Source organism: Leptolyngbya sp. FACHB-60 (genome assembly GCF_014695775.1).
Lineage (GTDB): Bacteria > Cyanobacteriota > Cyanobacteriia > Phormidesmidales > Phormidesmidaceae > Nodosilinea.
In genome coordinates, this window is sequence record NZ_JACJOX010000041.1 from 1 (window position 1) to 23,408 (window position 23,408).

Sequence of the window (23,408 nt, forward strand, 5' to 3'; positions counted from 1 at the left end):
ATGGCGTCGATGACCTTTTGGCGCAAATCGAGGCTGTAGGGTTTGGCCATGGCACTCAGGTGGCAATGTCTCTGTCTCTAGTCTATGTCCTAGCTCACATGGCTACAGCTATATCAGCAACTACCAAGCCGTGGGCATTTGGTGCCGCCACTTTAATGTCACCTTTGGCTATTCGCCTATTTAAGCCTTCACTGATTGTTGGCGGCTGTTGGCGATTAGAAATGGGGAAGTGGCGGTTTAGCAGGCGATTCATCTGCGACTTCCCCTTCTCTACCAATCGACTACGGCCATGTCTCCCTCGCAGTCGATGTTGGGTCAAGGGCGGCGGGTTTAGGGTAAAGCGACAATATTAGATGTGGATAGCTATATGGTTTCTAACAATGAAACGACCCAAATTACTGAAAACTCTACTAACGATCTATTTCAACGCTACGATGCGCTGTCTGTAGACGACAAGCTGGCGCTGCTTTACTACATCTATGAAGCCATGGGTAGCTCCATCACTCCGGCTGCACCTGAGGCTGCTGACCCTGAACTGGCTGAACCGCTGATCAAAGGCCTGTATGATCTATCTAAAGAAGATCAACTTGAGGCCATGCGCAGCGTGGCGCGAGGCGAGCATGGCGATATCTCTGAGCGCTACGGTGCTCTGAGCGCCAACAACCAACTGCTGGTGTGGTACGGCTGGGCCGAGGCCATGGGCAAGCAAATTGTAGACATGCCCAGCGACTACGAAGCGGGAGGCGACCTGAGCAACATTCTCTCTGACATCAAGGGCATGGAGTTTCAATCGCAGATTTCGCTATTGCGGGAAGCCGCTACTCAGATGGGCTTCACCAGCGTCACTGCTCCCCCTCCCCTATCCGAAACCGGCATCACCAACAGTTTGTAATCTGTGAATAGCGCGATCGCCTTCGCAGCATTAAAAGGTGTTTAACGTAAGCTAGTGATTTGCTGTAGCTTAGTCACTGTATGAATCAACCCTGCCTTCTGAAAAGGGGGCAGGGTTGATTCATACAGTAAACGAAAAAGCACCCTGGTAATACAGGTGGTGAGTTAGGACAACAGACGTCCTGTTGGTGCTGGCATTGCTGGCACTGACATCCTAGACTCCATCGTGGTGGGCAAAGCGGTTGTAGAGAAAGTCGAGGGCTTGGTTGCGCAGCTGGTAGTACTGGGGGTCTTCCATAATTTGGTCGCGATCGCGGGGTCGCTCAAAGGGGATATCCATCACCTCACCGATGGTGGCGGCGGGGCCATTGGTCATCATCACTAGGCGATCCGCCAGAAATAGCGCTTCATCGATGTCGTGAGTGATCATCAAGACTGTGCAGCGGTGGTCATTCCAGATTTTCAGCAGCTCTTCCTGGAGTTCTTCTTTGGTAATCGCATCGAGGGCTCCAAAGGGTTCGTCGAGAATTAGCACCTCGGGGCGAATGGCCAGAGCGCGAGCGATGGAGACGCGTTGCCGCATACCCCCCGAGAGCTGGTCGGGGCGCTTGTCGGCGGCTTCGGTGAGCCCCACCATGGCTAAGTGGTCGCGCACGATCGCTCGCTTTTGGGCCTCGGGCTTATTGGGCCACACTGTTTTCACCGCCAGATACACGTTTTCAAACACGGTGCGCCAAGGCAGCAGGGCGTAATTTTGGAAAACCACCATGCGATCGGGGCCGGGTTTGAGAATGGGTTGCCCGTTGAGGGTGACGGAGCCGCCGGTGGCTTGTTGAAAGCCTGAGACCAGGCTGAGCAGGGTCGATTTGCCGCAGCCGGAGTGACCAATGAAGCAGACGAATTCACCCTGTTGAATGGTCAGGTTGACGTTTTCTAGTACTGGAAATATGCCCTTGGCGGTGGGGAAACCCTTAGAGACCTGATCAAAGACCAGAAAGCCCTGATCGGTGGAGGGCTGGTTATAGTCCACCAGTTCGGGATGGGCGGGGCGACGGGACTTGAGTTTGAGAGGGGTGGGTTGCATGGTTTACTCCTAAATTCTGAATTGGGATGTTTTAAGGGTTGAGGGGCCAGTAGGGGCAAACGGCGTTTGCCCTGCTCAATCGGAGGTATTCAACAGGACTCGGTATGAGTCGGTTTGGGGCATGGGTTGCTGGGTTGACGAAGGTGGGGGTGGGAAGCCAGAGTCACTGCTGGGGCCATTTCGCTGGCCCCAGACCCCCTTCTCGAAGGGCATTCCGCCGCCCTTCACCCCACGGAAAGGATTGACCGATCATCGGTTTAAACCCCTGTTCTGCCAATGAAGGTGTTGGGGGCACTTACCTCTAGGGCTTCAAACCTCGGCTTGGATGAATGAGGAAATAGGCGTCACCCATCCACCCGTCCACCCCCTACCCATCTACCCCCTACGCAGCCAAGGCCGCCATTCGCCCATCCAACACCACCTCGGCGATGGTGATGTCGCGTTTGATGGCGAGGCTGTTGAGGTAGCCGATTGGGTCTTGGGCGTCGAAGTCGGTGCCATCAAACAGGTGAATGCTGCCGCGAGTAAACTTGGCGTCGAGCAAGCCCAGTTCGCGGGCGGCGGTGCTGTAGACATCGACCCGCACAATGCGTTCGAGAATTTCGAGCCAGTTGCGGGGGAAGGGAACGTCGCCCCAGCGGGCCAGCTGGGTCATGTGCCAGAGGTGTTCGGTGCGGCTGGGCCGGTTGGCTCCGTTGCCGAAGAACAGGTGGTGGGCGTATTCACGCATGGGCTTTTGCAGTTCACAGGATTTGGTGTTGGGGTCGCCCAAGTGGATGTACTCGATCGGGGTGCCCAGGTAGGCCCGCTGGGAGAGAATCTGGCGAATCTCTAGCTCGTTTTCGGGGTCAGCGCAGTAACGGCAGGCATCGAGCAGGGCCTTGGTGAGGGCGATGTGGGTGTTGGGGTAGGCGCTGGCCCAGTCTTCGCGCACGCCCAGCACTTTGCCGGGGTGGCCGTCGTAGATTTCGCGATCGGTGGCGATGGTAAAGCCTACCTCGTCCATGGCGGCGCGCAGGTTCCAGGGTTCGCCAACGCAGAAGCCGTCGATCGCATTGTTCTTCAAGTCCACCACCATCTGAGCGGGGGGAATGGTTTGCAGAGCCAGGTCTTTGTCGGGGTCGATGCCGCCCGCCGCTAGCCAGTAGCGCAGCAGCAGGTTGTGCATCGACGAGGGGTGCACCATACCCATGCGGTGCTGCGTGTCGGGGGTGCGGTGCAGCATGTCGCGAAAGCTCTCTAGGCTGTGAATGCCCTGCTCATAAAAGCGCCGCGATAGGGTGATGGCGTTGCCGTTGCGGGTCATGGTCAGCGCCGAGACCACGGGCAACGGTCGGTTGTTGTGGCCACCCAGGGAAAACCACAGAGGCATACCTGAGGGCATTTGGGCCGCATCTAAGTAGCCCCCGGCAATGCCGTCCACAATGCCGCGCCAGCTGGTTTCGCGGGTCAGGTTGACTTCCTCCAGGCCGTGCTTGGCAAAGAAGCCTTTTTCTTTGGCGATTGCCACCGGGGCACAGGCAGTCAGCGGCACAAAACCAATATCCAGGTTCACTTTCTCTAGCCCGTGGCGGGCCACCGCCGTGGTTTTTCTGGCCCGCAGTTTTTTGATTCGCTTTTGCTGGTTAAGGAAGTAAATAATTTCGCTGCGCAGGCTGTAATAGCTAGGGTGCTCAACCACCTCCATGCGCCGTCGGGGCCGGGGAATATCCACCTCTAAAATGTTGCCGATTTCGGCACCGGGACCGTTGGTGAGCATGACAATGCGATCGCTGAGCAGCACTGCCTCATCGACATCGTGGGTGACCATCACGGCAGTGACGTTGTTCTCGTCGCAGATTCGCATCAGCTGGGTTTGCAGATTGCCCCGGGTTAGCGCATCCAGTGCGCCAAAGGGTTCATCCAGCAGCAGCAGCTTGGGGCGAATGGCCAGAGCGCGGGCGATCGCAACCCGCTGCTTCATCCCCCCCGAGAGCTGATCGGGCATTTTGTCGGCGGCCTGCTGCAAACCCACCAGGTTAATGTGCTCTTCGACAATGGCGCGGCGATCGCCTTTGGGCTGGTCGCCATAGACGCTGTTAACCGCCAGGGCAATGTTTTCACGCACCGTGCGCCAGGGTAACAATGAGTAATTTTGAAACACCACCATGCGATCGGGGCCTGGGGCGGTAATCTTTTTGCCCTCCAGGGTGAGCACCCCTGAACTGGGCAGCGAGAGGCCAGCGATCATATTTAAAAGGGTTGATTTGCCACAACCCGAGTGGCCAATAAAAGAAACAAACTCGCCTTTTTTAATCGTCAGATCAATGCCTTTAAGGGCGATATACTCATCGCCATCGGATAGGGAAAAGACCTTATCCACCTGATCTACTGCCACCAATAAGCTCATCGTTCTATCCTCGCGATCGTTGTGATGAATGCTGTAGGGTGGGCACTGCCCACCACCCAAATTCGCAAAAATTGAATAAACCTACGGGTTTCCTACTTCCTGGCTGGAGCAATCTTCATCTGCAAAAGGGCGATCGCGCGATCGAGCAGCAGGCCCACAAAGCCGATATAAAACACCGCCAAGATAATCTCGCTGATGTAGTTCTGCTGGTAAGCATCCCAAATAAAGAAGCCGATGCCCACAATCCCCGACATCACAATTTCTGCTGCAATAATCGCCAACCAGGCCAACCCGATCGCAATCCGCAGCCCGGTAAAAATGTAGGGTAGCGCCGACGGAAACAGAATGTTTAAGTAATAGTCTTTGCGCGACAGTTGCAACACCTTAGCCACGTTTTCGTAGTCTTCTGGAATCTGCCGCACGCCCTCAATGGTGTTGATCAAAATAGGCCACACAGCGGTAATGAAAATCACGAAGATGGCGGCAGGCTGGTTTTGTTGCAGCGCCACCAGGGCGATCGGCACCCAGGCCAGCGGCGCTACCATCCGCAAGAATTGGAAAATTGGGTAAGTAGCCTTATTCAACCAGGGGTTGGTGCCCACCAAAACGCCCACTGCAATACCCACGACCGCCGCTACCGTATAGCCCTGGGCTACCCGGCCCAAACTGGCCCAGGTCTGCCAAAAGAGCCCTTTATTTAAACCGCCCAGGTCGTAAAACGGATACAGTAACAGCTCGCGGGTGCGGGTATCGGTCCACAAACTCAACGGCCCCGGCAGCCGGGTAGCCCCCGACCACGACACCAATTGCCACACTGTCAAAAACACCGCAATCCCAATGATGGGGGGAATCAGGTCAGGGCCACGCTTTTGACAAAACTGCCTGACCGAAGTCAGAACCGGGTTAGGACGTGCCTGCCTGCGAATCGGAGCCGGGGAGTGAGTAACCATAGTTCCTGTGCCTAGTGTGAATGGACTGATCACGAACGGTTTGAGGAGGAAACCCACCCCGGCCCTTCTTTGGGGAGACAGACCGAGGTAGGCTGGTTCAGGCACCGAGGCAAGGGGGACTGGGGCTGCTGTGGACGATGGGGCCCCAATCTCTCGCCTGTGGTCATCTCTCTCTGAACCAGTGCTGTTGGAAGGAATGGAGTGGATGTGTGGATGGGTGAATGTGTAGATGGAGAAAGGAAACGTTGAGTGTGATCACCCGCCTGCCCATCTACTCGCCTACTCATCTACCCCTCTCCCTCCTAAACCCGCTTAATCTGAAGGCTGTTGAGGTATGCCTCAGGGTTGGCAGGGTCAAACTTGATGCCATCGAAGAAGGTTTCAACGCCGCGAGACGTATCGGCAGGAATATCGGCGGTAAACCCTGCTTCTGTGGCAGCCTCGCGCCAGAGGTCTTCGCGGTTGACAGCGTCGACAATGCGTTTAACGGTGTCGATGTCGGTAAGCTTATCTTTGTGGAAGCCCCAGCGCAGACTTTCGGTAAGAAACCATAGGTCGTGGCTCTTATAGGGATAAGAAACGCTACCCTTGGGGTCTTTCCAGTACAGCGGCCCAGCATCAAAACTATTGATGTCGGCCTTGCCATCGCCCATGGTGTAATTGCCTTTGAACGGATTCGTCAGCACTTCGGGCGGGATGTTGAAGTAGTTGCGACCGGAGGTGATCTGCACTAGCTCATCGCGATTTTCGGGCTTATCGGCCCATTGTTGGGCTTCCATAAGGGCTTTAAGCAAGGCCTTGGTCGCTTTAGGGTTGGCATCGACCCAATCAGCTCGGATTGCCAGGTATTCTTCAGGATGAAAGGCCCACATTTCTTGGGTCAGTGCCCCCAAAAAACCAATTTGGTCGCTCACAATCCGGTAGGGCCAGGGGTCACCGGTGCTGAAGGCATCCATAGTGCCGTTGCGCATGCCCTGCAAGGTTTCGGCAGAGGGCACCGTCAACAGTTCAATGTCTTGGTCGGGGTCAATGCCGCCAGCGGCGAACCAGTAGCGAATCCAAAAATCCTGGTTGGCATTAGGAAAGGTGAAAGCGGCCTTGAACTTGCGACCCTGGTTAGCGGAGAAACCCTTGATGTAGTCTGCTGCCCCAGAGAGATCTAGCCCCAACCCTTTACCTTGGTGCAGATTGGCAACAGCAATACCATTCCCTTGGCTGTTGAGCGTAGCCAACACATACATAGGAATTTTTCTGCCGTCGGTAATAATGCCTTCGCTGAGCAGATGGGGCATGGGCATTTGCCACTGGCCACCGTCAATGCCGCCTCCGGCAGAACCAATGGTGACGTTATCCCGCGCAGCGGCCCAACTTGCCTGCTTGGCGACTTCTACCTCAGTCATGCCGTACTTGGCAAAAAAGCCTTTTTCCTGGGCAATGATCAGCGGGGCCGATTCTACGATGGGAATGTAGCCCAGCTTGACCTTGTTAGTTTCAGGGGTGTCACCGGCGGCCACAGGACCAGGGGCAGCGGTGGCCGCCGGCGCGGCGGTGACCGTAGCCGAGGGAGGATTGCCCAAGCAGCCTTTGAGTAGCAGTGAACTAGCAGCCGATACACCAGCGGTAATCAGAAACTTACGGCGCGAATAATCGGACATAGAACTCCTTTCAGCAATCTCCGCAGTGGGAGCGCTGGTAGCTAAATGACTATGGGTTCAGTTGAAAAGTTATGGTGAGCAAACTGGACTGCAAGGCTTAGGCTTCAAGCAGTCTGGGGCTTTAGCTGGCAAAGAGAACACCCGGAAATGGATTGACTTAAGTCAATTGCGCTCTCGCTTCGCATAAAAATGAGTCTATAGCCATTTTCATGCCAGTAGCTCACCTTGAAGAGCAGATTTGCAATGCAATTTTTAATTTAATTGATAGGTCTGGCTTATGCAGATAAGATTATCTATAGAATCAATTAATGATGTCGCTGCATTTGTTGCCTGTATGCGGTTAGCTGCGGCTCTGAGTTGTCAGTGCAGTACCGAAAAACCTAGCTTTGAATGACAAAGACATCTCAGTGGGCCGAACGGTTGATTGATCTGCAGTAGAGGCTTGCTTTGCTGGAGCGATCGCTAAGCCGCTCGTCTGCAATGACTACTCTATTAAGCTGCGCCCAAAAGCGACTGATGCTCAGGCCCAGCAGCACGGTAAAGCCCCTAAATTGTCAATTTTCAGCCTGAGGCCAAACACCTGGGCCACTTAGGCGTCACGGAAGTAAATATTCTTAGGGTGGACGAGGCTTCGGTATCCACCGCTGTCACCCTGACGACCAGGGATTGCTCGGGGGCCGAGTCTAGAAAGACGTGGGCCACTCCCACCCGCACCCAACCCAGCTCGCCTTGGGGAATGAAGTCTGCAGATAGACCTCATCCAAATTCACCAAGCCCAGCTAGCGGAGACCCGGCGCATCAACCTCCTCCGGCTCGACCTAGGCGCTTCGGGCCAACTGAAGGTTGGCTTCGGCCTCCGCTAGCTGGGCTTGGGCCTGGCTTCGCTAAGTTTGCAGCCGTTGCACCTGGGCTGTGCAAATCTCAGGGTTGAGTCCCGTGGTTTCGGCTTAGGTAGCGAAGTGATCGCACCCCTTGACAAATCAGCAAGTTTAACTTCTTCTAGTCAAGCCCTAACTCTAGAAATCAAGGAATATCAGATATTTTGGCTTAATTTGATTAATGCCAGGAGGCGGGCTTGAACCGCCGACACGAGGATTTTCAGTCTTCGGTGCAAGCTTGCGAAACCCTTGCTTATCAATGGTTTCGTCGGCAGCTTTATAATCCTTGCCTAATTCTAAGCCTATTTTTGCTCGCTTGTCCCTAGTGGAGTAGGGCAAAATTGAAGAGTAATTGACGGGTTTTTTTATGCCTGCTGCTACTATTCAACAGTTTTTTGGCGCCACAGCAACGCTAGCTAATACGGTTCTGACTATTGATTTAGACGATTTTGTTGGGGTAGGGCTAACACCCACTAGCACCTCAGCAGCCGAAATATTTACAGCCATCCTATTAAGGATTAAGGCTAACACCCCTACAACTGCTATTGACGATCCATTATGGGGCGTTATTGTTGGCGATCCCTTTCTCTCAATTGTCAGAGACAATAGCCAGCTAGACACACAATTCCCCGTTAGCGTTTATAAGCCGTTTAATGGTTCTGCTTTAGATCCCGATGAAGTTGTAGGCTAATAAGTGGTTTACGTTGCTTATTGGAAAAAGAGAACGGAGGTTATATGGAATAAGATAACCTCCCCTAATCCTATTACCTGGACTCAACAGATAATTCCTGCTGTAGCGCCTGTCTATCCGTTTACGGGTGGGCAGTGTCCGCCACCAGCCACCTATCAAATTACTTATGAGATTAGGAGTAGAACTTCGACTTTTTTCGGTTGTGGTGCTTGGGGTGCTTGGGCTTTAAGGAATAATATTATTCCCAACACTATTTACTATGGGCCTATAGGAGTCCCAACACTTGTAATAACAAACTCAACAACTCCTTCCAACAATGATAAGTCTGCTGGATGGTCTGTCACCTATAACAACTCATCAGGTGTAAGACAAACAGGATGGCTAAGCCTGGGTGGTGCTACTACTAGGAACTACGCTTCTGGCTGTGGCCTTTCCTATGAATACAGGAATTTTAAGGTAACAAGGTCAGATGGAAAATTAGATAGCTGTGGTGATCCAGCGCCTACTACTCCTGGTAGCTCTGAGAAATGTAAAACAACATTTTCAACTGGATTAATAGTAGAAGATGCAACTTGCATAGAAGTAACGAATAAGCAGCCCGGTTGTGGATGTTGCTCTGTTTTAATGCCTAAAGCTACTCGAATATTAGGAATGTTGTAATGAGTGCAGAATGCGATGCTTTAATGCAGAAGCTCAACGCTATTGAATCCAGGCTATCTGCTATGGATGGTAAATATATTCCGAAAGCAGATCGAGGGAATATAGTTAATGATGGTGCAAATAAGGGTCAGCAAATAGCTAAAGCTGCAATTATTCCTTTATTTGGAGCTTACACATTAAAAACTGTCCATGATAGCGACTTTCGAGCAGCATTGATGCGCGCTCAGAATGCTTTATCGGAAGCCTCTACAGCAAAGGGTATCGCAGTCGTAAGTAAAAGTGAAGCGCTAGCGGCGGCGGCTAAGGCTAAGAAAGCACTACAAGAATCAGCACAAGCTTATTTCAAATCGGTAGATGCCCAACAGCTAGCAACTAGAGCTTATGAAGTAGGGAAAGGTGCTGAATTTGAAGCAATTAAAGCAAAAATTTTAGGTCAGTCTGCGTCTAGCAAGGCTACACAAGCGAGTAAGTTAGCTGAAACGGCTAAAGGTGTAGCAGCTACCGCAAAAACTACAGCAGAAACAGCAGTAGGCAAGGCAAATCACGCTTTATCAAAAATAGATGAGGTTGTAGCTAGATTCTCCCGTTTAATTGATGACGTAGCAGCAAAAGCAGCCAGAGCGCTAGGCACTGCCCTAGATGCTGTAGGTGTATCTAAAGCGGCTCAAGCTACAGCGGGGAAGGCTTTTGGAATTGCACTGAAGGCATTAGGAAAAATATTCCTTATTCTCGACATTCTCTCTACTATTTTTTCGATTCTGAATGCTATCGACTTGCGAAGGAGAATGAACATCCTAGAGCAAAAAATCTCAATCATTGAGAGAGAGATTAGTCAGATCCTAGGAACATTATTTGGAATAGTTAGCAGATTAAAGAACGTTCAAAATGCTGCTGAGTATGCCCAGTTAATCGCTAGGCAAGCGGTACAGCTAGGCGAACAAGCCACAAGCATTGCTTTACAGGCTAGAAGTACAGCAGCCTCAGCACTTACTCAAGCTGGTATCGCTATAGCGGGCGTAGCTGGGGCAACGGCTCTAGCAGGGGCGGCTAACGCTAGGGCTAAAACTGCACAGGCAACGGCTACAGAAGCACTCACAAGAGCGAGAGTGCCAGGGCCAAGGGGTTTACAGGGAATACAAGGCCTAAGGGGCGTTCAGGGGCTTAAAGGAGCACAGGGATTAAGAGGGGCGGTAGGAGCTAGGGGAAGGGATGGAATTAACGGAATTGGAGTTACGAATATCAAGCCCGTTACTATCATTCAGCGAATAACAACACCGGGCAAGGTTGTCACATTAGTTAGAAACAATAACAAAACGGTAGTGAATAACATTATGAAGCCTGCTGACTTAGCATTGCTTAGAAAAATTGATGCTACAACTTCAGCTACAGCAGTGAGGCAGAATGCACACCTAGCAATATCAACTACCACTAATGGAATAGCTGCTAGTAGTAGAGCCTATCTAACTACTATGCAAAATTTCGCTGCTACAGCTTGGCAAAGCACTCGTATTCAGAAAGTGATTAATGCACTAACTCTAATTAGTGCTATTCACAATGCTGCTATGCTATCGCGATTTACTGGACAAACATTGTTAGAAGCGATGTCAGGCGCTTTAGACTTATTTGGAATAGATGATGAGCAAGGGAACAGGCTAGACCTAAATACTATGCTAGGCAAGTCTGTAGAAAGTCTGCTAAAAAATGTCTTGGGAGAAGAGGTTTATAACGACACTAGCAAAGCATGGCAGAAGGCTAATAGAGTAGTGCAAATTGGCTCCAACATAGTTTGGAGCGTTCGCAGCATCATGGATACTAGCTTGGAGCTGTCGGAGTATATCGCTAACAATACTGGGAAGATCGGCAACAGCTTGAAGCGATTTGGAATAGTTGGGGAAAATGCTTTTCCCGATATGTCTGAGTCTGCTAGAGCCCCCAATAAGTGGCGCAGCAAAGTAGATAAATGGATGGCCGGGGCCGAAACGGTAGAGAATATTGCTGAAACAGTTGAATATGTAACTCAAGCCCCTTTAGAAATAGTTAGCGAGTTGGGAGAAATTGAAGAGCAAAGACTTGAGGCAAGAAAAATTATTGCTGAGGGTGAGCCTGTGGACTATCCTGCCAACGAGCCCATTGCGATTGTGCAGGCTGAGAATAAAGAAAACAGTGTAGGGGCTGAACCAACTGTCGAAGCGAGCCAAAGGAGTGCTAGCTAATGCCTACCAGTGCGACAACTGAATTTAATAGTGTTGAGCATTTACAAGGCTGTGTTAGACGCTGGTACAACAGAGAGGTAAGGGATTATTTCAAGGATCTAAACATTGATGATAACTGGAGCCCTAACCTAAATGTGTCTAGGGAAAATTTAGCTAAAGCATGCTTCCACTTAGACACTGACAACCTAATAACTACACAGATGCGATTGCAGCTGTTTAATGAGATTCGGGGGCAGGCGCATCGCGTTCCTTACTACGGCATTCCGGTCGGCAGCTTTCAAGAGAGCCGCAAATTTCAGCCCCAAATTAGTCTGTTTTTCCAGGAAGATTTTGAGGATGTTGATCCTGATTATTCCCCGGTTCATGGGCATATAGGGTTTAGGCTAATGGGCAGCGCTTCCATCACCAAGGCCCAGGCCGAAGTTTTTGCCAACCGGGTCAAGCTAGCTTTTGGCAATGGTGGATCGGGCTACATCTGGCGCAAGGGTAAAGACATGGCTAGCTACACTGACTGGGCCAAGGGGTATCAGTTGCAGCTGCTCACTCGGTCAAATTCAGAGGCCCGCGAAATCATTACCAAGGTTCTCGACATTCAGAACGATGTGCCCAACTGGGCCAAGATGAACTACGCAGAGAATGCTGAACCGATGGAGGCCTACCCCACCATCCCCGAGAGCGAGATGATTTACGGTGAGCTTCGCCGCGAACCCCGCAAGCGCCCCATCGCTGCGGTGCGGTTTTGGCACGCCTTGCTGCACATCCATGGCATTGCTGCCCCAATTGTCCTTTATGACCGCTCCTACACCTACGCGGCGGCATTGGCCAGCTAACCGTGTCTCTCGGTTTTGCTATCAAAGGTTTAGCCTTTGGAGAAATCGGTAAGTGCTGATTGTTCAGGCTAGAACGGAGGTGCAATATCTAAGGTAAAGGTCCGTATGCCTACTGCTCGTTACTATCGGGTTTTAACTGGGGCTCGTGGTGCTACAGCCCGACAAAAATATTTAGATTTCCTGGCTGGTGCCCAAGAACGTGCACTTGACCCCGGCACGGGGGAAGACCGACCTGAATCCGTCCCCCTCTACATTACTCCGTTTGCATTTCCCATGGCCGCCAATCATACTTTGCGGGAATCGGCTTTGTCCCCCTCGTGGGACCACTGCAAAGGCATTGCCCCGACGCTGCAACACGTCACCGACGCGCTGGGGACTGATACCGCCGTCACCATTAAGAGCTATAAAGCCGCCCGCGTCATTCGGACTCAGAAAGGCGCGCGGGAGGCCCAAAAGCGCTCTGAAATCACGGGCCTTCCCTACCGCCCCTACAACAACCGTTCTCGCTCTGTTCCCTTTGGGAAGAATTTGGCCGCCGACACGCAGGCTGCTGTGGGCGCTGCGTTGGTCGCGGCCTACGCCACCCCCGGTTTTAGCGCCCGCATCACGCCAGAGCGAACCTAGGGAGAGGCGGCATAGTGGACTACTTAGAACCACTGCTGCCGGTCGTTAACTCTGCTGAGGGCATGACCCCGGCAGAGTTAACCAAGGCATGTGACAAAGCCCTGCTCAGGGCCGCTGTCCTAGACGAGGTGCTTCAGGGCAAGCGCCACGAAGACGATTTTAACGACCTCCTTCGCTCAGAGGGCTGGGATCCGGATGCGTTTTGGCACGATGCTGAAGACTCTGTAGATGCCTTTATTCAGGCTGGAATTGTCCCCGATTCGCTGGAGTTTTTAGATAGTGGGTTGGTCATCCCTCGGCACCATTCAATTGGGCTTTGAATGGGCAGAGTTTGAATTCCCGGCGATTGGTGCCGAGGCCGTTAGAATCACTCAAACCTATCAGAAGTCGGAGTTGTCGTTCCTTAATAAAATCCATCTGGGCGAGTTCTACTCGAACGGGGACTTTCGTTTTTTAAGGACAATCTACCCCAGCACCTTGCCTACGCTCTATGACTTTACGGTCCCCCCAGCGCTCGAAGAAGCCGGGTACACTGTTCGCCATTTTGCGGTTAAGCACAATGCCTATGGTGTGGTCGCTGAGGCGAACTGGACGATCACCTTAGAAGTTTGGTATCCCGATGCCTCTTGAAGTCGCTATCCCACTGGCATTAAGTCTCGTCACCGCTCTAGTTATTGCGGTCCGCAGTGTCCTAAGCAATGGGACGAAGGGCGTTGTGTTGCTGACTCAACTTAAGGAACAAGTCAACTTGAGCCTAGTGGGCATCCAGGCGCTGCGGATGGTAGACACCGAAACGGAAAGCAGAACCCGCCAAAATGAGCAGCGCATCGAGGACATTGAGCGCTATTTGCAGCTAGCCAGCTCTGGCCAGTACCCGCACCCGTTCCAGGTGCGCAATGGGGCGCGTAATGGTGCTGGCCATGAGTAGCAGCAATCGCGAACAGCTAGAGGCATTGGCCCGTGAGCGCCAGTTAATTGAAAGTGCGATCACTACTCTCAGTGCGCACCGTAATCGACTGACCGAGGGGCAATTGAAGGAGCTGAAGCGGATCATCTACGAAGTTCCCAAGCCTGGGGTCTAGGCTAAATTACAACAGCGTTAACTGCTGCACATTTGGCTGGCCTATTTCATCAGGTACGGCTGGCCTTAACTCGGTCAGATAGCCTTTCCAATCAGCCCCGGAGTCAGCATCGACGTGGCCGTATTTATAGCCAACCTTTGACACCATTCCAGTGCGACCATCGGGCAGCACAACCTGAGAGCCATAGGCAAAATTGTGAGGGTTGAACTGGTGCAATTCGAGTGGGGTGTAAGGGCATTGCCAAGTCATATTTGCTAGTCCTAAATAGCGGTCGGTGGTAGAGGGCAGTGCTGTCTCGCGGCTGTCTCGTGGTTGTCTCGTAGGCTGTCTCGCGAGACAACCACGAGACAACCTACGAGACGGCGAGACAACCACGAGACAAGGGGCTTAGCGGTTTGTCTCGTGGCGTAGACAATCACGAGACATCACGAGACAGCATATTTAGGCGGTGTCTCGTCAATGCGCTCAATGAAGCCCTCCATCGCCATCAGCTCTAATTTTTGCTCTAGCTCTTTGGTGTCGACACCATCCTTTAGCGCCCGGTGCTTCTGCCTTATTTGGGATGCCCGGAGCGGCTCAGCCGCCTTGATTAAAACCTCTCTAATGATGGCGACTTCATCATTAGAGCTGTCAGCCGAGTAGGCCGATTCTAATCCCTGATTATTGGACGTTTGATTTAGCTTCAGTGTGGGCACCTCGACGGCGATCGGATTGTTTTTCTGGCCAGGGTAGTAGATGTTTGCCTTCCCCGATGGAATGGGATTCCCGCCTGGGCCAACAATGGCAGATAGTTCGATTTCAAGTAAGCTTTGGTCTCGCTGCTCAGCTACGCCCGCTTTGCCACCTAAGCTGGTTAACGTGCGCCCATGGGCGACGTAAACGGCAAACATATTCACTTTGCGTAGGTCGGTCATAGAGCTGCCAAAAAACTGCGCGGCGTTGGGGCAATGGGTAGCCCAGTTAGTAAATTCCTCCGTCAGCAGAGTGTAGGGTTTGGGTTTGAAGTTGGGTTTGGTGCTGAGCACCTGGTAGCGGTTTTTAACCAGTTCGGCAAACGCGACCAGGCGCTCGTCGCAGCCTTGATAGTCCAGGCCAGCACCATAAAGGGGCAGGCCTTCCCATGCCCCGTAGGCGGCATGGGGGTCCAGGATCTCGCAGTGGTGGCCAGCGACCAGGCGCTGCTGAATGAGCCAATGGGCTAGGGTGCTTTTGCCGCTACCTTGGGGGCCGTAGATCAGGATTGTGGGGTAGTTGAGGCAGTCCTGCAAAACGTCAACGGCCGTTTGTGCGGTGGGGATGACATCGACATCCCACTGCTGGCTACCGACTGGCGCGGCTGGGGGCAGTTGAGGCGGGGCAGCCGGTGCAGTCTTACCTAGCAACCCCAGCGACTTGGCTAACGTTTCGGCATCGTCTGAGAGGCGCAGTTCTCGGGCGATCGCCTGGGCCAGTTCTGCCTGCACCTGCTCGGCACCGACATCGTTCTGGTACTCCCGCAGGTGCTTTTTATTCAGCAGGTGGGCGATTAGCCCATCGCCGACGGCCTCGATTTGGTCACTGTTGCGCTCGTTAGCATCCCAAGACAGGTACAGTCCATAGGCCAGAGCAGCTAGGCCCGTGAGTGGGTTTAGCAGGCTACCCAGGATGAGCCCACCGGCCAGGCCACCGCCGATATAGAGTTTTGGGTTGTGCATCCCTTCGGCGGCATCTTCGGCGGTGTCAATCCAAAGGGGTTTGGTCGCTAAGGTAGTCATTGTTTCACCAAAAAGTAATGGGGGCATTGCTGCCCCCGTTTGCCGTGTTGTCTAACTGTGGGCTCGCTTCATGTAGTGCCATTGCAGGCCCAAAAACAAGATGAAGCGCACCATGATTTCAAAGCAGAACAGCATGGTGACGATCAGCCCCACGCTGCCCCAGTTGATCAGCCCCCATTGGCCGGTGAAAATGACAAACACCAGCTGCGCAAAACCACCGTCGACGGGGGGAAAGACGGCTAGGCAAAGGAAGGTATCGACGATGTAGGCCATGAGGCTGGCCCGGTTGGCGCTGCGGATGCTGAGCAGGGGAAAACGGTTGTACCATTCCTTCAGCTGCGCCAGGGCGGGATCGTCGTCTTCGTTCACCTGGAGTTGGTCGGCGGAGTCGGCCTCTAGGGCAATCAGGCGCATCAGCTTACGGTCGTGCTTTAGCAGAATGGGGTAGGTTTCTGCCGTCTGAATGAAGGCCCACAACACAATCCCAACGGGGATTGAGATCAGGGCCAGGGCACGATTGCCAAAGAAGCCGACCAGGCCTTGCAGGTCAAAGATGTTGATTAGGGCGAGGGATACCGCGCGGCAATAGGGCAGCATGTTGGCAGATGCCACGACGCAGGCGACACAGATAGCTAGCCAGTAGAGAAACTGCCGGGCTGTCTTGGCCCCTGAGTTTTGGGCACGGGTTGAGCGTTTTTTGGTGTAGTAGGTAGTCATGGGTTGAGTCTCTAAAGGTTTGCTGGGGCTTAGTTTGAGGGCATGTAGTAGGCAGCGCCCTGGTACTGGCTGAGTTGCCGGTCGACTAAGGATTTATCGCCGGTAAAGGCCATCTTTTGGGTGACGCCTGGGGTGTTGGGGGCGCTGTCATCGTCGGTAATGACGCCGGTGTTGCCGTGGGCATCGCAGACGACAGAACCCACCGGGATGGGTTGACCGGAAACGCTGTCTATGACTGGAAGGTTGAGCACCAGGGAGACATAGCTCAGTTGGTCAGCACTCACCACTGGGATGCAGCCGTTTTGATAGCGGGCGATCGCCACCTCGTTTTTTTGCGCCTGCTCCTGCTGGCTCAGGGTGAGCTCGGTCATGTCATCGCCGATCCTGCTGGCTTCGGCGCGAGCGGTGCTGACTTGTGAGGCAAAGTTGCCCAGGTTGCTAACGCTGGGTATTGCGGTGCCAATGATGGCTAGGGCAAAGGCCACGTGGGTAGGTTTCATGATGTTGGTTCTCTTTAAACGACAAAAAGCGCCCCCCAGGAGAGTTGGGGGCGCGGGCTCAGCGACGACTATTGAGGCTGACAACGTTGGCGCTTCATAAAGCGGTGCGTTGTTTTACCTGAATCACCAGGTAAAACAGAGCTATAAACGTGCTGCACTTCCTGGTCAGATAGGGAGTGAGCTACTTTGGCGCTGCGGTCTGATGTGGTTGTGTAGTGGCCGGTGGTCTCAATCCGATTGAGAATTTTTTGCTGGGATTGGGAGGTCATAATAGGTTTATCCCTCGTTTGGGTAGCTCCAGGGGCCTTGCTTGCGACGGCTGCCCCTGGGGTTAAAAAATTTGCGCTAGTCGGGAATCTCTTCGGCAGTGGTGGGCTGATCTTCTAAAGCGCCACTTATCCGTAGGGCTTCTAGAAGGTCAGCCGTGTCAACTTCGAGGTTGAAATCCTCGGATACAGAGGTTATGTCAACGCTTTTAGAAGCCTTATTGAAGCTAATGAATAGCTCTGTTTCGCCTCCTTCTTGCCCTTGGGAGTAGTAGACGCCGTCAATGACGGCTCTAATCGTTACTGCCATTGAGTTAGCCCTCTTCACCGATTGACTGGCGGTAGTGCTGCTGGATCGCTTCATAGAGGTCAGCAGCTGCGGCTAATATCTCTGGCGGTGTGTCGTCGGAGATGCGAACAGCGAGCATATAGCCGTTGCCTGTATCAGCCTCTAGCCTTGCTCCCAGAGCTTTTCGGTCATCGTTCTCTTTAAAGTTGGTGGCCACGCTCACCATTTCGGTGCAGCAGTGGCCAATGTCTCGAATGAAATCTTGGCGGGTGTAGCCGTCGAGGGTTGGCTGTTCCCCGTTGTCTGAGCATGAAAAATTAGCCCCTGGGCCAGGGGCGATCGCATCATTCATAATTAGGTGGGTCCTGTTTACAGATAGACAGTGAACGGAAGGGGGCATTGCTTTGGACGGCAGCCCCTTTCTTTATGCAGGGCTCTTATCAGAAAAACTATCTGGTAGCTCCTCTAACGTTTTATTGAGCAGCCTGCAAAGCTTTTTGGTCTGGGCAAGGGTGAATTTTGGCTCCACCTTGCCATGCTCCCAATTCCTTACAGCCTGCTCACTTACGTCAAAGGCATCTGCAAGCGCCTTCTGAGTAAGACCAGCCTCAAGACGTAAAGCCACTAACTTCGACTCCATGTTTGGGGTGTCTCTTTGCGCCATTATACCTCAACTCCAGTTGACCCTTGCTGAAGTTGAGGTAAGATCGCTTTAACCTCTAATCAGCTAGGGGGGAAATCATCTACAGGGGCACTGGGGCTCAATCCGTTCCCCTGTAGACGTTTCATTATCTCAGTTGAGGTAAAGCTGGTTTGCCCTTAACAGACACCCATCCATGAAAGCTTCAGTCACGCCTCAACCACATCCGCATAGGCACTAAAAAAAACGGCGATCGCCTATCTGGGGGCGATCGCCGTTGTCGTTTGTCATCTGTCATCAAAGGTTAACTATGCGCCACCACCAGTACGCGCCCCCTAAAAGGCATCTGATCTATCAGGCAAAGCCCCAATTCGCTGAGAGTTTGCCCAAATCCGCTGAGAGTTTTCCTGAACCCGCTGAAAGTTTTCCTGAATCCGCTGAGAGTTTTCCTGAATCCGCTCACAGCTACTCTCTACCAGCGCTTCACGCTGGGCTAACCGTCTCTTGAAAGCCTCGTCAGTCATAGCCTTACCCACCTATTACCACTCACTCACTTAATTATTTCCAGCCATGCCCAGCGGTGAAACTATCCAGCGGCTTAATCATCGTTACTTCAGAGTACAACCATGAAAACGACCCACGTAGAGTTCTCCGCCCTGTTCAACCTGGGCGACTACAACAACGAGAAGATCGGCTTTAGATGCCAGCTGGAGGAAGGCGACACCGTCGAAGCTGCCGTCGAGCACCTGAGAAACAAGGCGATTGAGCTAAGCGCCGGTAAAGGCAAGGCCCAAGACTTCTACAGCAACATCTGGGAGGAGGAACGGAAGCTGAGAGACCTAGAGTCCAAGGTCAAGGCGGCTACCGAGCAGTGGAACCAGGTCGCTAACTTCCTTCGTGCCCAGGGCCTCAACCCAGACGCCCCCAACCTGCCAACCCTCCCAGCTCTTACCCCTGGCCAGCCTGACGAGGTGGAAGTAGAGATTGACGTCTTCTAAAAAAACGGCGATCGCCCCCGACAGGCGATCGCCGTTTTTGCTCGAACAGTTCAATTCGTTCCTTATATAAACATGAAGCAACCAGCATTACCAAGAGACCTCAACGGTCAACGGCTCTGCCAGCTGTTCAACTACCCCTGGAAGTGGATAGAGACCCCCAGCGACACCCCAAAAGCCGACTGGAAAACCTGCGAAAAATACCCGCTCAGGCCCAGGGTGCTCTGGGCCAGGTGGCAAGACGCCGCCACCGTCATCGGCACGCGCTTTGGCCCCACCACCTCCCACGCCCTGATCGACATCGATGCCGAGAGCGACTATATAGAATCCACCCAGCGAATCAAGTGGGCCTTAGAGACCATCGGCATCACTCGCACCATCACCGTGCGCAGCTCCTGGAGCGGTGGCCTGCACATCTACATTCCCTTCCCCCACGCCTACAAAACCTTTGACGTAGCCTGTGCCGTTGCCCAGTGCCTAGAAGCCCAAGGCTTTGTACTGGCCCCCGGCCAGCTCGAAGTCATTCCCAATCGAAAAGCCTACGCCCGGCGATGGCTTGGCGAGAGCTTTGAATACAACGGCCATCGGCTGCCCCTCCAGCCCAGCACCGGCAGCATGATTCTCGATGACGACCTGCAGCCCCACCCCAGGGCCTACGACCTCTCAGTCTTCTTCGCCCTCTGGGATAACGCCGTACAGCACAACGACCACTACGAAATCCTCGAAGCCCTCAGCATCGCCCGTGGCAACCACCGCCGCCGCCGCCGCAAAGCCAATGGCAAAGCTCAAGAGTGGGGAAACGACCTCAAAACCGTCATCAGCGAAGGTTGGACCGGGCCCGGCCAAACTAACGACATGCTCAAGGCGATCGCCACCTACGGCCGCGTCTTTGAAAAGCTCAGCGGCCTAGAACTGCAACGCTTCACCGTCAGAATCGCCCTCAACGCCCCCGGCCTGAACGAATGGTGTAACCACCTCCACGAACTCGCTAAGCGCTGCATAGCCTGGGCCAGGGCCGTAGAGAAATACTACTGGCCCATGGGCAGCGAACCGTTGCGGGAACGCAAAAGCCTGGTTCAAGTGTGCACCGCCCGCGCCGACGATGCCCGCGCTCGCATCATGGCCGCCCTTAAGCAGCTTTGCCTCGACGGCCTCAACATTGGGCAGCGGGTTAAAGCCCTCGCCCCAGCGGCCCGCTGTAGCCCCAACACCCTCTACAAAAACAAAGACCTATGGCATCCACAGCCAGATTCACCGGCCCCCACACCAGCCCCGCAACCGCCCCCACAGTCAGATCCACTCCCAAGACGTGTAACAGCCCACGGGGCGGCGATCGCAGACACTATAGAGGCCATTCGCCAGCAGATTCTAGAAAGCCTTCAAAGCACTGATACGCCGTCTATTACACGTCTGGGGGGGGAGAATGAAGTGTGTATCCTTGAGACCGCCCCTTTAAAAAATTTAAAATCCGGGGGGAATGGGAGAGAGCGCGAGAGAGGGAAAGGGTTATCCACAGCCCCCCCGCCAGCACCAGCTGCTGCTGGCGCACCACAGTGGCCGCCCCTCGAATTTGGATGGCAGCAAGGTGCGGTAGGTGACCTGCATGTATAGCCGCCCCATCCTCCGCCAAAATCGCGGCCCAGCAACAGCCCCTGCTGCTGACCCACCAGCTACTGGTGGCGACAATTTGGGCGTTCTCATTGCCCAGGCCGATGCCCTCCGAAAGGTGCTGGGCTATCAGCGCTGGGCCGACCTAACATCCCTGTGCGACGGCAACGACCCCAAAACCCTAGACCAGCGCGGCCTGGTCAAGCTAATCGGCCAGCTCGGAGCCATGCAAAGGGAGGGCCGCCGCCATGGATAACTTACGCCCCTGCCACTGCTGCGACTGCCAGCACTACGATCCTCTCAATGATGAGGCCCCTGAAGGGTGCGGACATCCTGATGCGCCATTGCCCTGGGCAGCCTCTGGTGATGCCCGAGACTGCCCAGGGTTCAACCCTGAGCCGTATGCCTTAGCGATGGAGTTTTTACCGCTGGGAGGTGCGATCGATGTCAATTGATAAAAGCCCTTATTCGGGCCAGCTGCACGAGGGCAGCATCGTTCGCCGTGTTAACGACCCCCCTACGGGCTATTGCCCACTTTGGGAGGTGAGGTCGATGATAGTGGGCCAGAGGCTGTCTTTGGAGCGCCACCCCTCTCACCTCTATCTCAATGAGGCGCTTTTTCTCACGGTCAAAGCTGACCAGGTTGTGCCGCTATCCTGGGCCGAATTAGGCCAGTGGCTTGAGAACGATTCACACATAGGCTCGTGGATTCTCATGGGAGGTGCGGTCGATGGCTAAAACCGACTGGTGCTATCCGTCCGCAGCCGCCGATCGCCTGCAAATCTATGTACTCAAGCTGGGCAAACTGCGCCGCGCTGGTGCCTTTAAAGAGGGCTACCACTACCGCGACGTGTCGCCCCCAGGCGCTGCCCGCGCCACCTACCAGTACCATGTGCCCCGCGTCGAGGCCCTGCTCAATAGCAAGTCTGCAACCCGAAAACGCTACGGCTAATTGTCATAACCTCAACCCCACTCTTATGTAACGAGTTGGGTGCCCATAATAAAAGGAGTTACATAAGACTGATGGATTTTTCCCATTCATTCGCCCGTGTTGACTACCGGATCGAAATCCTCGACCTTCACCCAGTCCACCAGCGAGTTCTGAGGGACGTTCTGGTAGAGGTTGCCACCGTCGAGACTCATGCACTGTCAGAGCTGCGTGATTGGTTGGTTGGCATTTTGGAGGAGGAGGAGATAGAGCCACCCCCGACAAAACCAGGCCGCGAGGTGGTTGACCAAAAGCGCGCCGGGGCTAAGCTCTACCAGCTCGAAATGGTGCGGTGTGGCAAAGGATCCTGCAAAAGCTGTCCCCATGGCCCCTACTGGTACGGCTACCGCCGCGCCGGTGGCAAGCTCAAAAGCTGGTATATAGGCAAGGATTTAAGCAAAGAATTTAGTGTGCCAGTTGAGCAAGACCAGGCGGCCAGCGTTGGCCACCAGGCCTTGGCCGCAGCTGCCGATGCGGCAGGCCTGTAACCATTGAAAAACCGTGATTCTGCAATGCCGAACACGATGTAAAGTTATTTGTCGGTCTGTGTGCCAGTTGGGGCTTTAGGCCGGGTCTCACTCGCCTGGGCCCGGTCGAAGGCGGCCTGGTAGTGCCGATCATTTAACCACCGGTGGTAGACCTGGCAGTGCACCGCCTCGCTGTGACCCATCTGGCGGGCGGCGATACTGGTATCGAGCCCGAATGCGATTGTTCTCACTGCCCAGGCGTGGCGCAACATCTTAGGCGGAAACGGCACCGCGTAGCGCCTAAATTGGGTTGCAACGCGGTGGCCTAAGTCATCAGCCGTTGGCCCGCTTACCTTTGGCAAGGGGGTACCCACCTTCACCCATTCGATCCACTCAGGGTAATAAGGCCAAACCCGGCGCGATTTGGTCTTGCCATCCATCACCGTCAACACTGGAAAATCGCTCAGCTCGAGGAACCACACCTCCGAAGGGCGAATGCCGTAGATGGCCAGCAGTGCATAGACCTGCTGCCAGTGGGGGTTAGGCACTCGGTAAAACCAATCGGCGATCGCCTCATCCGAGGGCAAGTCTTTGGGGGCCACCGCAGACGGTGAGTAATTACCCCGGTAGAGCTTTAAATCAATCTCTATCCCCGCAAAATTGGCCAAGGCACTGTAGACCATACAGGCACGTTTGCGGGGCTTACTGTCGGGCGTGGTGGCCAGCACCGCGCTCATCAACACCTCTGGCGATAGCTCGGCCCCCGGGGGGAGCTGCCGCAGCGCAACTCGGTAATCCTTCTTCCAAGTCAGCTCAGACTTAGGGTTTCTCTCACGGCGACTGAAGTAGTCAGCCTCAAATGCCTCTAACCAATCCTCCACCCGGCGAATGCTTTCGCCACCGGCGCTGGTGTAGGGTGCCCAGTCAAACCGACCAGCATCGACCAGGCCCGCTATCGTCTTTGCCAATGCCTCGGCCAGAGACAAGCCCTTGGCATTAGCACTAAAACCAGTTGCAATGCGCTGCTGAAAAGCGTCTGTGCGGTTGCTGGAGGGCTTAGGGGGAAGAGTGGCCCTGAGATAAAGTCGATTGCTTACCCGCTCGATTTTGCAGCGTACCCGGCCCGCCTTGAGTCGTCCGTTTGCCTGGGCGATCCGTCCATCAATAGGCAAGCGGTCAGCCATGACTAAAACTAGGACTAAAAATATGGGTACAGTTTAGTGCGGTCTAGTACCGT

The 23,408-nt window shown here is 53.9% G+C and carries 31 protein-coding genes; 17 read left to right on the forward strand and 14 right to left on the reverse strand.

All coding sequences use genetic code 11. The features are described 5' to 3' along the window. Window positions 1–367: 367 nt before the first annotated feature. Window positions 368–892 carry an orange carotenoid protein N-terminal domain-containing protein gene (locus H6F57_RS15695; protein WP_190628529.1) on the forward strand — a complete coding sequence of 175 codons (525 nt, stop codon included), beginning with the start codon at window positions 368–370 and terminating at the stop codon, window positions 890–892. A gap of 213 nt (window positions 893–1,105) precedes the next feature. Here the strand turns inward: H6F57_RS15695 and H6F57_RS15700 are convergent, their stop codons facing one another. The 5 genes from H6F57_RS15700 to H6F57_RS15720 all read right to left on the reverse strand — a co-directional run bounded on the left by H6F57_RS15700 (window position 1,106) and on the right by H6F57_RS15720 (window position 8,186). After that, window positions 1,106–1,975: a nitrate ABC transporter ATP-binding protein gene (locus H6F57_RS15700; protein ID WP_190628527.1), complete on the reverse strand. Its 870-nt coding sequence runs from the start codon at window positions 1,973–1,975 to the stop codon at window positions 1,106–1,108. A 382-nt stretch (window positions 1,976–2,357) separates the two neighbouring features. Then, window positions 2,358–4,364 carry a nitrate ABC transporter ATP-binding protein gene (locus tag H6F57_RS15705; RefSeq protein ID WP_190628525.1) on the reverse strand — a complete coding sequence of 669 codons (2,007 nt, stop codon included), beginning with the start codon at window positions 4,362–4,364 and terminating at the stop codon, window positions 2,358–2,360. Between the two features lie 92 nt (window positions 4,365–4,456). Beyond that, window positions 4,457–5,314, reverse strand: a complete 858-nt coding sequence (gene ntrB, locus H6F57_RS15710) for a nitrate ABC transporter permease (protein WP_199289795.1) — start codon at window positions 5,312–5,314, stop codon at window positions 4,457–4,459. Between the two features lie 302 nt (window positions 5,315–5,616). Next, complete coding sequence (locus H6F57_RS15715) at window positions 5,617–6,969, reverse strand: CmpA/NrtA family ABC transporter substrate-binding protein (protein WP_190628523.1); 1,353 nt, start codon at window positions 6,967–6,969, stop codon at window positions 5,617–5,619. 1,016 nt (window positions 6,970–7,985) lie between these two features. Beyond that, a complete protein-coding gene (locus H6F57_RS15720; RefSeq protein ID WP_190628521.1) occupies window positions 7,986–8,186 on the reverse strand; it encodes a hypothetical protein in 201 nt (66 codons plus the stop codon). Between the two features lie 28 nt (window positions 8,187–8,214). Between H6F57_RS15720 and H6F57_RS15725 the strand changes: the two genes are divergently transcribed. The 9 genes from H6F57_RS15725 to H6F57_RS15765 all read left to right on the forward strand — a co-directional run bounded on the left by H6F57_RS15725 (window position 8,215) and on the right by H6F57_RS15765 (window position 13,947). Beyond that, window positions 8,215–8,538 (forward strand): hypothetical protein, encoded by a 324-nt coding sequence (locus H6F57_RS15725; RefSeq protein WP_190628518.1) that lies wholly within the window; start codon window positions 8,215–8,217, stop codon window positions 8,536–8,538. Between the two features lie 3 nt (window positions 8,539–8,541). Continuing rightward, the gene (locus H6F57_RS15730; protein WP_190628516.1) at window positions 8,542–9,198 is read left to right on the forward strand and encodes a hypothetical protein; all 657 of its coding nucleotides are present in this window, start codon (window positions 8,542–8,544) and stop codon (window positions 9,196–9,198) included. Further along, window positions 9,198–11,411 carry a collagen-like protein gene (locus H6F57_RS15735; RefSeq protein ID WP_190628514.1) on the forward strand — a complete coding sequence of 738 codons (2,214 nt, stop codon included), beginning with the start codon at window positions 9,198–9,200 and terminating at the stop codon, window positions 11,409–11,411. The genes H6F57_RS15730 and H6F57_RS15735 overlap by 1 nt, the downstream gene beginning before the upstream one ends. A 200-nt stretch (window positions 11,412–11,611) precedes the next feature. After that, window positions 11,612–12,241: a hypothetical protein gene (locus H6F57_RS15740; protein ID WP_190628512.1), complete on the forward strand. Its 630-nt coding sequence runs from the start codon at window positions 11,612–11,614 to the stop codon at window positions 12,239–12,241. A gap of 105 nt (window positions 12,242–12,346) precedes the next feature. Further along, on the forward strand, window positions 12,347–12,865 hold the full coding sequence (locus H6F57_RS15745) for a hypothetical protein (RefSeq protein ID WP_190628510.1): 519 nt from the start codon (window positions 12,347–12,349) through the stop codon (window positions 12,863–12,865). A gap of 14 nt (window positions 12,866–12,879) precedes the next feature. Next, a complete protein-coding gene (locus H6F57_RS15750) occupies window positions 12,880–13,185 on the forward strand; it encodes a hypothetical protein (RefSeq protein ID WP_190628508.1) in 306 nt (101 codons plus the stop codon). Next, window positions 13,145–13,495, forward strand: a complete 351-nt coding sequence (locus tag H6F57_RS15755) for a hypothetical protein (RefSeq protein ID WP_190795018.1) — start codon at window positions 13,145–13,147, stop codon at window positions 13,493–13,495. The genes H6F57_RS15750 and H6F57_RS15755 overlap by 41 nt, the downstream gene beginning before the upstream one ends. Before the next feature lie 88 nt (window positions 13,496–13,583). Further along, complete coding sequence (locus H6F57_RS15760; RefSeq protein ID WP_190628504.1) at window positions 13,584–13,793, forward strand: hypothetical protein; 210 nt, start codon at window positions 13,584–13,586, stop codon at window positions 13,791–13,793. Next, window positions 13,786–13,947 carry a hypothetical protein gene (locus H6F57_RS15765; RefSeq protein ID WP_190628502.1) on the forward strand — a complete coding sequence of 54 codons (162 nt, stop codon included), beginning with the start codon at window positions 13,786–13,788 and terminating at the stop codon, window positions 13,945–13,947. Before H6F57_RS15760 ends, H6F57_RS15765 begins: the two co-directional genes overlap by 8 nt. 6 nt (window positions 13,948–13,953) lie before the next feature. Here the strand turns inward: H6F57_RS15765 and H6F57_RS15770 are convergent, their stop codons facing one another. The 8 genes from H6F57_RS15770 to H6F57_RS15805 all read right to left on the reverse strand — a co-directional run bounded on the left by H6F57_RS15770 (window position 13,954) and on the right by H6F57_RS15805 (window position 18,137). Beyond that, the gene (locus H6F57_RS15770) at window positions 13,954–14,196 is read right to left on the reverse strand and encodes a hypothetical protein (protein WP_190628500.1); all 243 of its coding nucleotides are present in this window, start codon (window positions 14,194–14,196) and stop codon (window positions 13,954–13,956) included. Window positions 14,197–14,372: 176 nt separating this feature from the next. After that, the gene (locus tag H6F57_RS15775; protein ID WP_190628498.1) at window positions 14,373–15,701 is read right to left on the reverse strand and encodes a hypothetical protein; all 1,329 of its coding nucleotides are present in this window, start codon (window positions 15,699–15,701) and stop codon (window positions 14,373–14,375) included. A 51-nt stretch (window positions 15,702–15,752) separates the two neighbouring features. After that, window positions 15,753–16,418 (reverse strand): hypothetical protein, encoded by a 666-nt coding sequence (locus tag H6F57_RS15780; protein ID WP_190628496.1) that lies wholly within the window; start codon window positions 16,416–16,418, stop codon window positions 15,753–15,755. Between the two features lie 29 nt (window positions 16,419–16,447). Beyond that, a complete protein-coding gene (locus H6F57_RS15785; protein ID WP_190628494.1) occupies window positions 16,448–16,918 on the reverse strand; it encodes a hypothetical protein in 471 nt (156 codons plus the stop codon). A 68-nt stretch (window positions 16,919–16,986) separates the two neighbouring features. Beyond that, entirely contained in the window at window positions 16,987–17,187 is a 201-nt protein-coding gene (locus H6F57_RS15790; RefSeq protein WP_190628492.1) for a hypothetical protein, read from the reverse strand. A 76-nt stretch (window positions 17,188–17,263) separates the two neighbouring features. Continuing rightward, window positions 17,264–17,494, reverse strand: coding sequence for a hypothetical protein (locus H6F57_RS15795; RefSeq protein ID WP_190628490.1), 231 nt, complete (start codon window positions 17,492–17,494; stop codon window positions 17,264–17,266). Window positions 17,495–17,498: 4 nt separating this feature from the next. Continuing rightward, on the reverse strand, window positions 17,499–17,825 hold the full coding sequence (locus tag H6F57_RS15800) for a hypothetical protein (RefSeq protein ID WP_190628488.1): 327 nt from the start codon (window positions 17,823–17,825) through the stop codon (window positions 17,499–17,501). A 72-nt stretch (window positions 17,826–17,897) separates the two neighbouring features. Continuing rightward, window positions 17,898–18,137, reverse strand: coding sequence for a helix-turn-helix domain-containing protein (locus tag H6F57_RS15805; RefSeq protein ID WP_242042966.1), 240 nt, complete (start codon window positions 18,135–18,137; stop codon window positions 17,898–17,900). 602 nt (window positions 18,138–18,739) lie between these two features. Here H6F57_RS15805 and H6F57_RS15810 point away from each other — a divergent pair. From H6F57_RS15810 to H6F57_RS15840, 7 genes are all read left to right on the forward strand, one after another. Next, window positions 18,740–19,111, forward strand: coding sequence for a hypothetical protein (locus H6F57_RS15810; RefSeq protein WP_190628484.1), 372 nt, complete (start codon window positions 18,740–18,742; stop codon window positions 19,109–19,111). A 72-nt stretch (window positions 19,112–19,183) separates the two neighbouring features. Then, window positions 19,184–20,719: a hypothetical protein gene (locus tag H6F57_RS15815; protein WP_190628483.1), complete on the forward strand. Its 1,536-nt coding sequence runs from the start codon at window positions 19,184–19,186 to the stop codon at window positions 20,717–20,719. Continuing rightward, window positions 20,712–20,972, forward strand: coding sequence for a hypothetical protein (locus H6F57_RS15820; protein ID WP_190628481.1), 261 nt, complete (start codon window positions 20,712–20,714; stop codon window positions 20,970–20,972). The genes H6F57_RS15815 and H6F57_RS15820 overlap by 8 nt, the downstream gene beginning before the upstream one ends. Then, the gene (locus H6F57_RS15825) at window positions 20,965–21,171 is read left to right on the forward strand and encodes a hypothetical protein (RefSeq protein ID WP_190628479.1); all 207 of its coding nucleotides are present in this window, start codon (window positions 20,965–20,967) and stop codon (window positions 21,169–21,171) included. The genes H6F57_RS15820 and H6F57_RS15825 overlap by 8 nt, the downstream gene beginning before the upstream one ends. After that, on the forward strand, window positions 21,161–21,454 hold the full coding sequence (locus tag H6F57_RS15830; protein WP_190628477.1) for a hypothetical protein: 294 nt from the start codon (window positions 21,161–21,163) through the stop codon (window positions 21,452–21,454). Before H6F57_RS15825 ends, H6F57_RS15830 begins: the two co-directional genes overlap by 11 nt. After that, window positions 21,447–21,668, forward strand: a complete 222-nt coding sequence (locus H6F57_RS15835; protein WP_190628476.1) for a DNA-binding protein — start codon at window positions 21,447–21,449, stop codon at window positions 21,666–21,668. Before H6F57_RS15830 ends, H6F57_RS15835 begins: the two co-directional genes overlap by 8 nt. Window positions 21,669–21,739: 71 nt before the next feature. Next, the gene (locus H6F57_RS15840) at window positions 21,740–22,192 is read left to right on the forward strand and encodes a hypothetical protein (protein WP_190628474.1); all 453 of its coding nucleotides are present in this window, start codon (window positions 21,740–21,742) and stop codon (window positions 22,190–22,192) included. Window positions 22,193–22,236: 44 nt separating this feature from the next. Here the strand turns inward: H6F57_RS15840 and H6F57_RS27630 are convergent, their stop codons facing one another. Then, window positions 22,237–23,355, reverse strand: a complete 1,119-nt coding sequence (locus tag H6F57_RS27630) for a site-specific integrase (protein ID WP_190628473.1) — start codon at window positions 23,353–23,355, stop codon at window positions 22,237–22,239. Window positions 23,356–23,408: the final 53 nt, after the last annotated feature.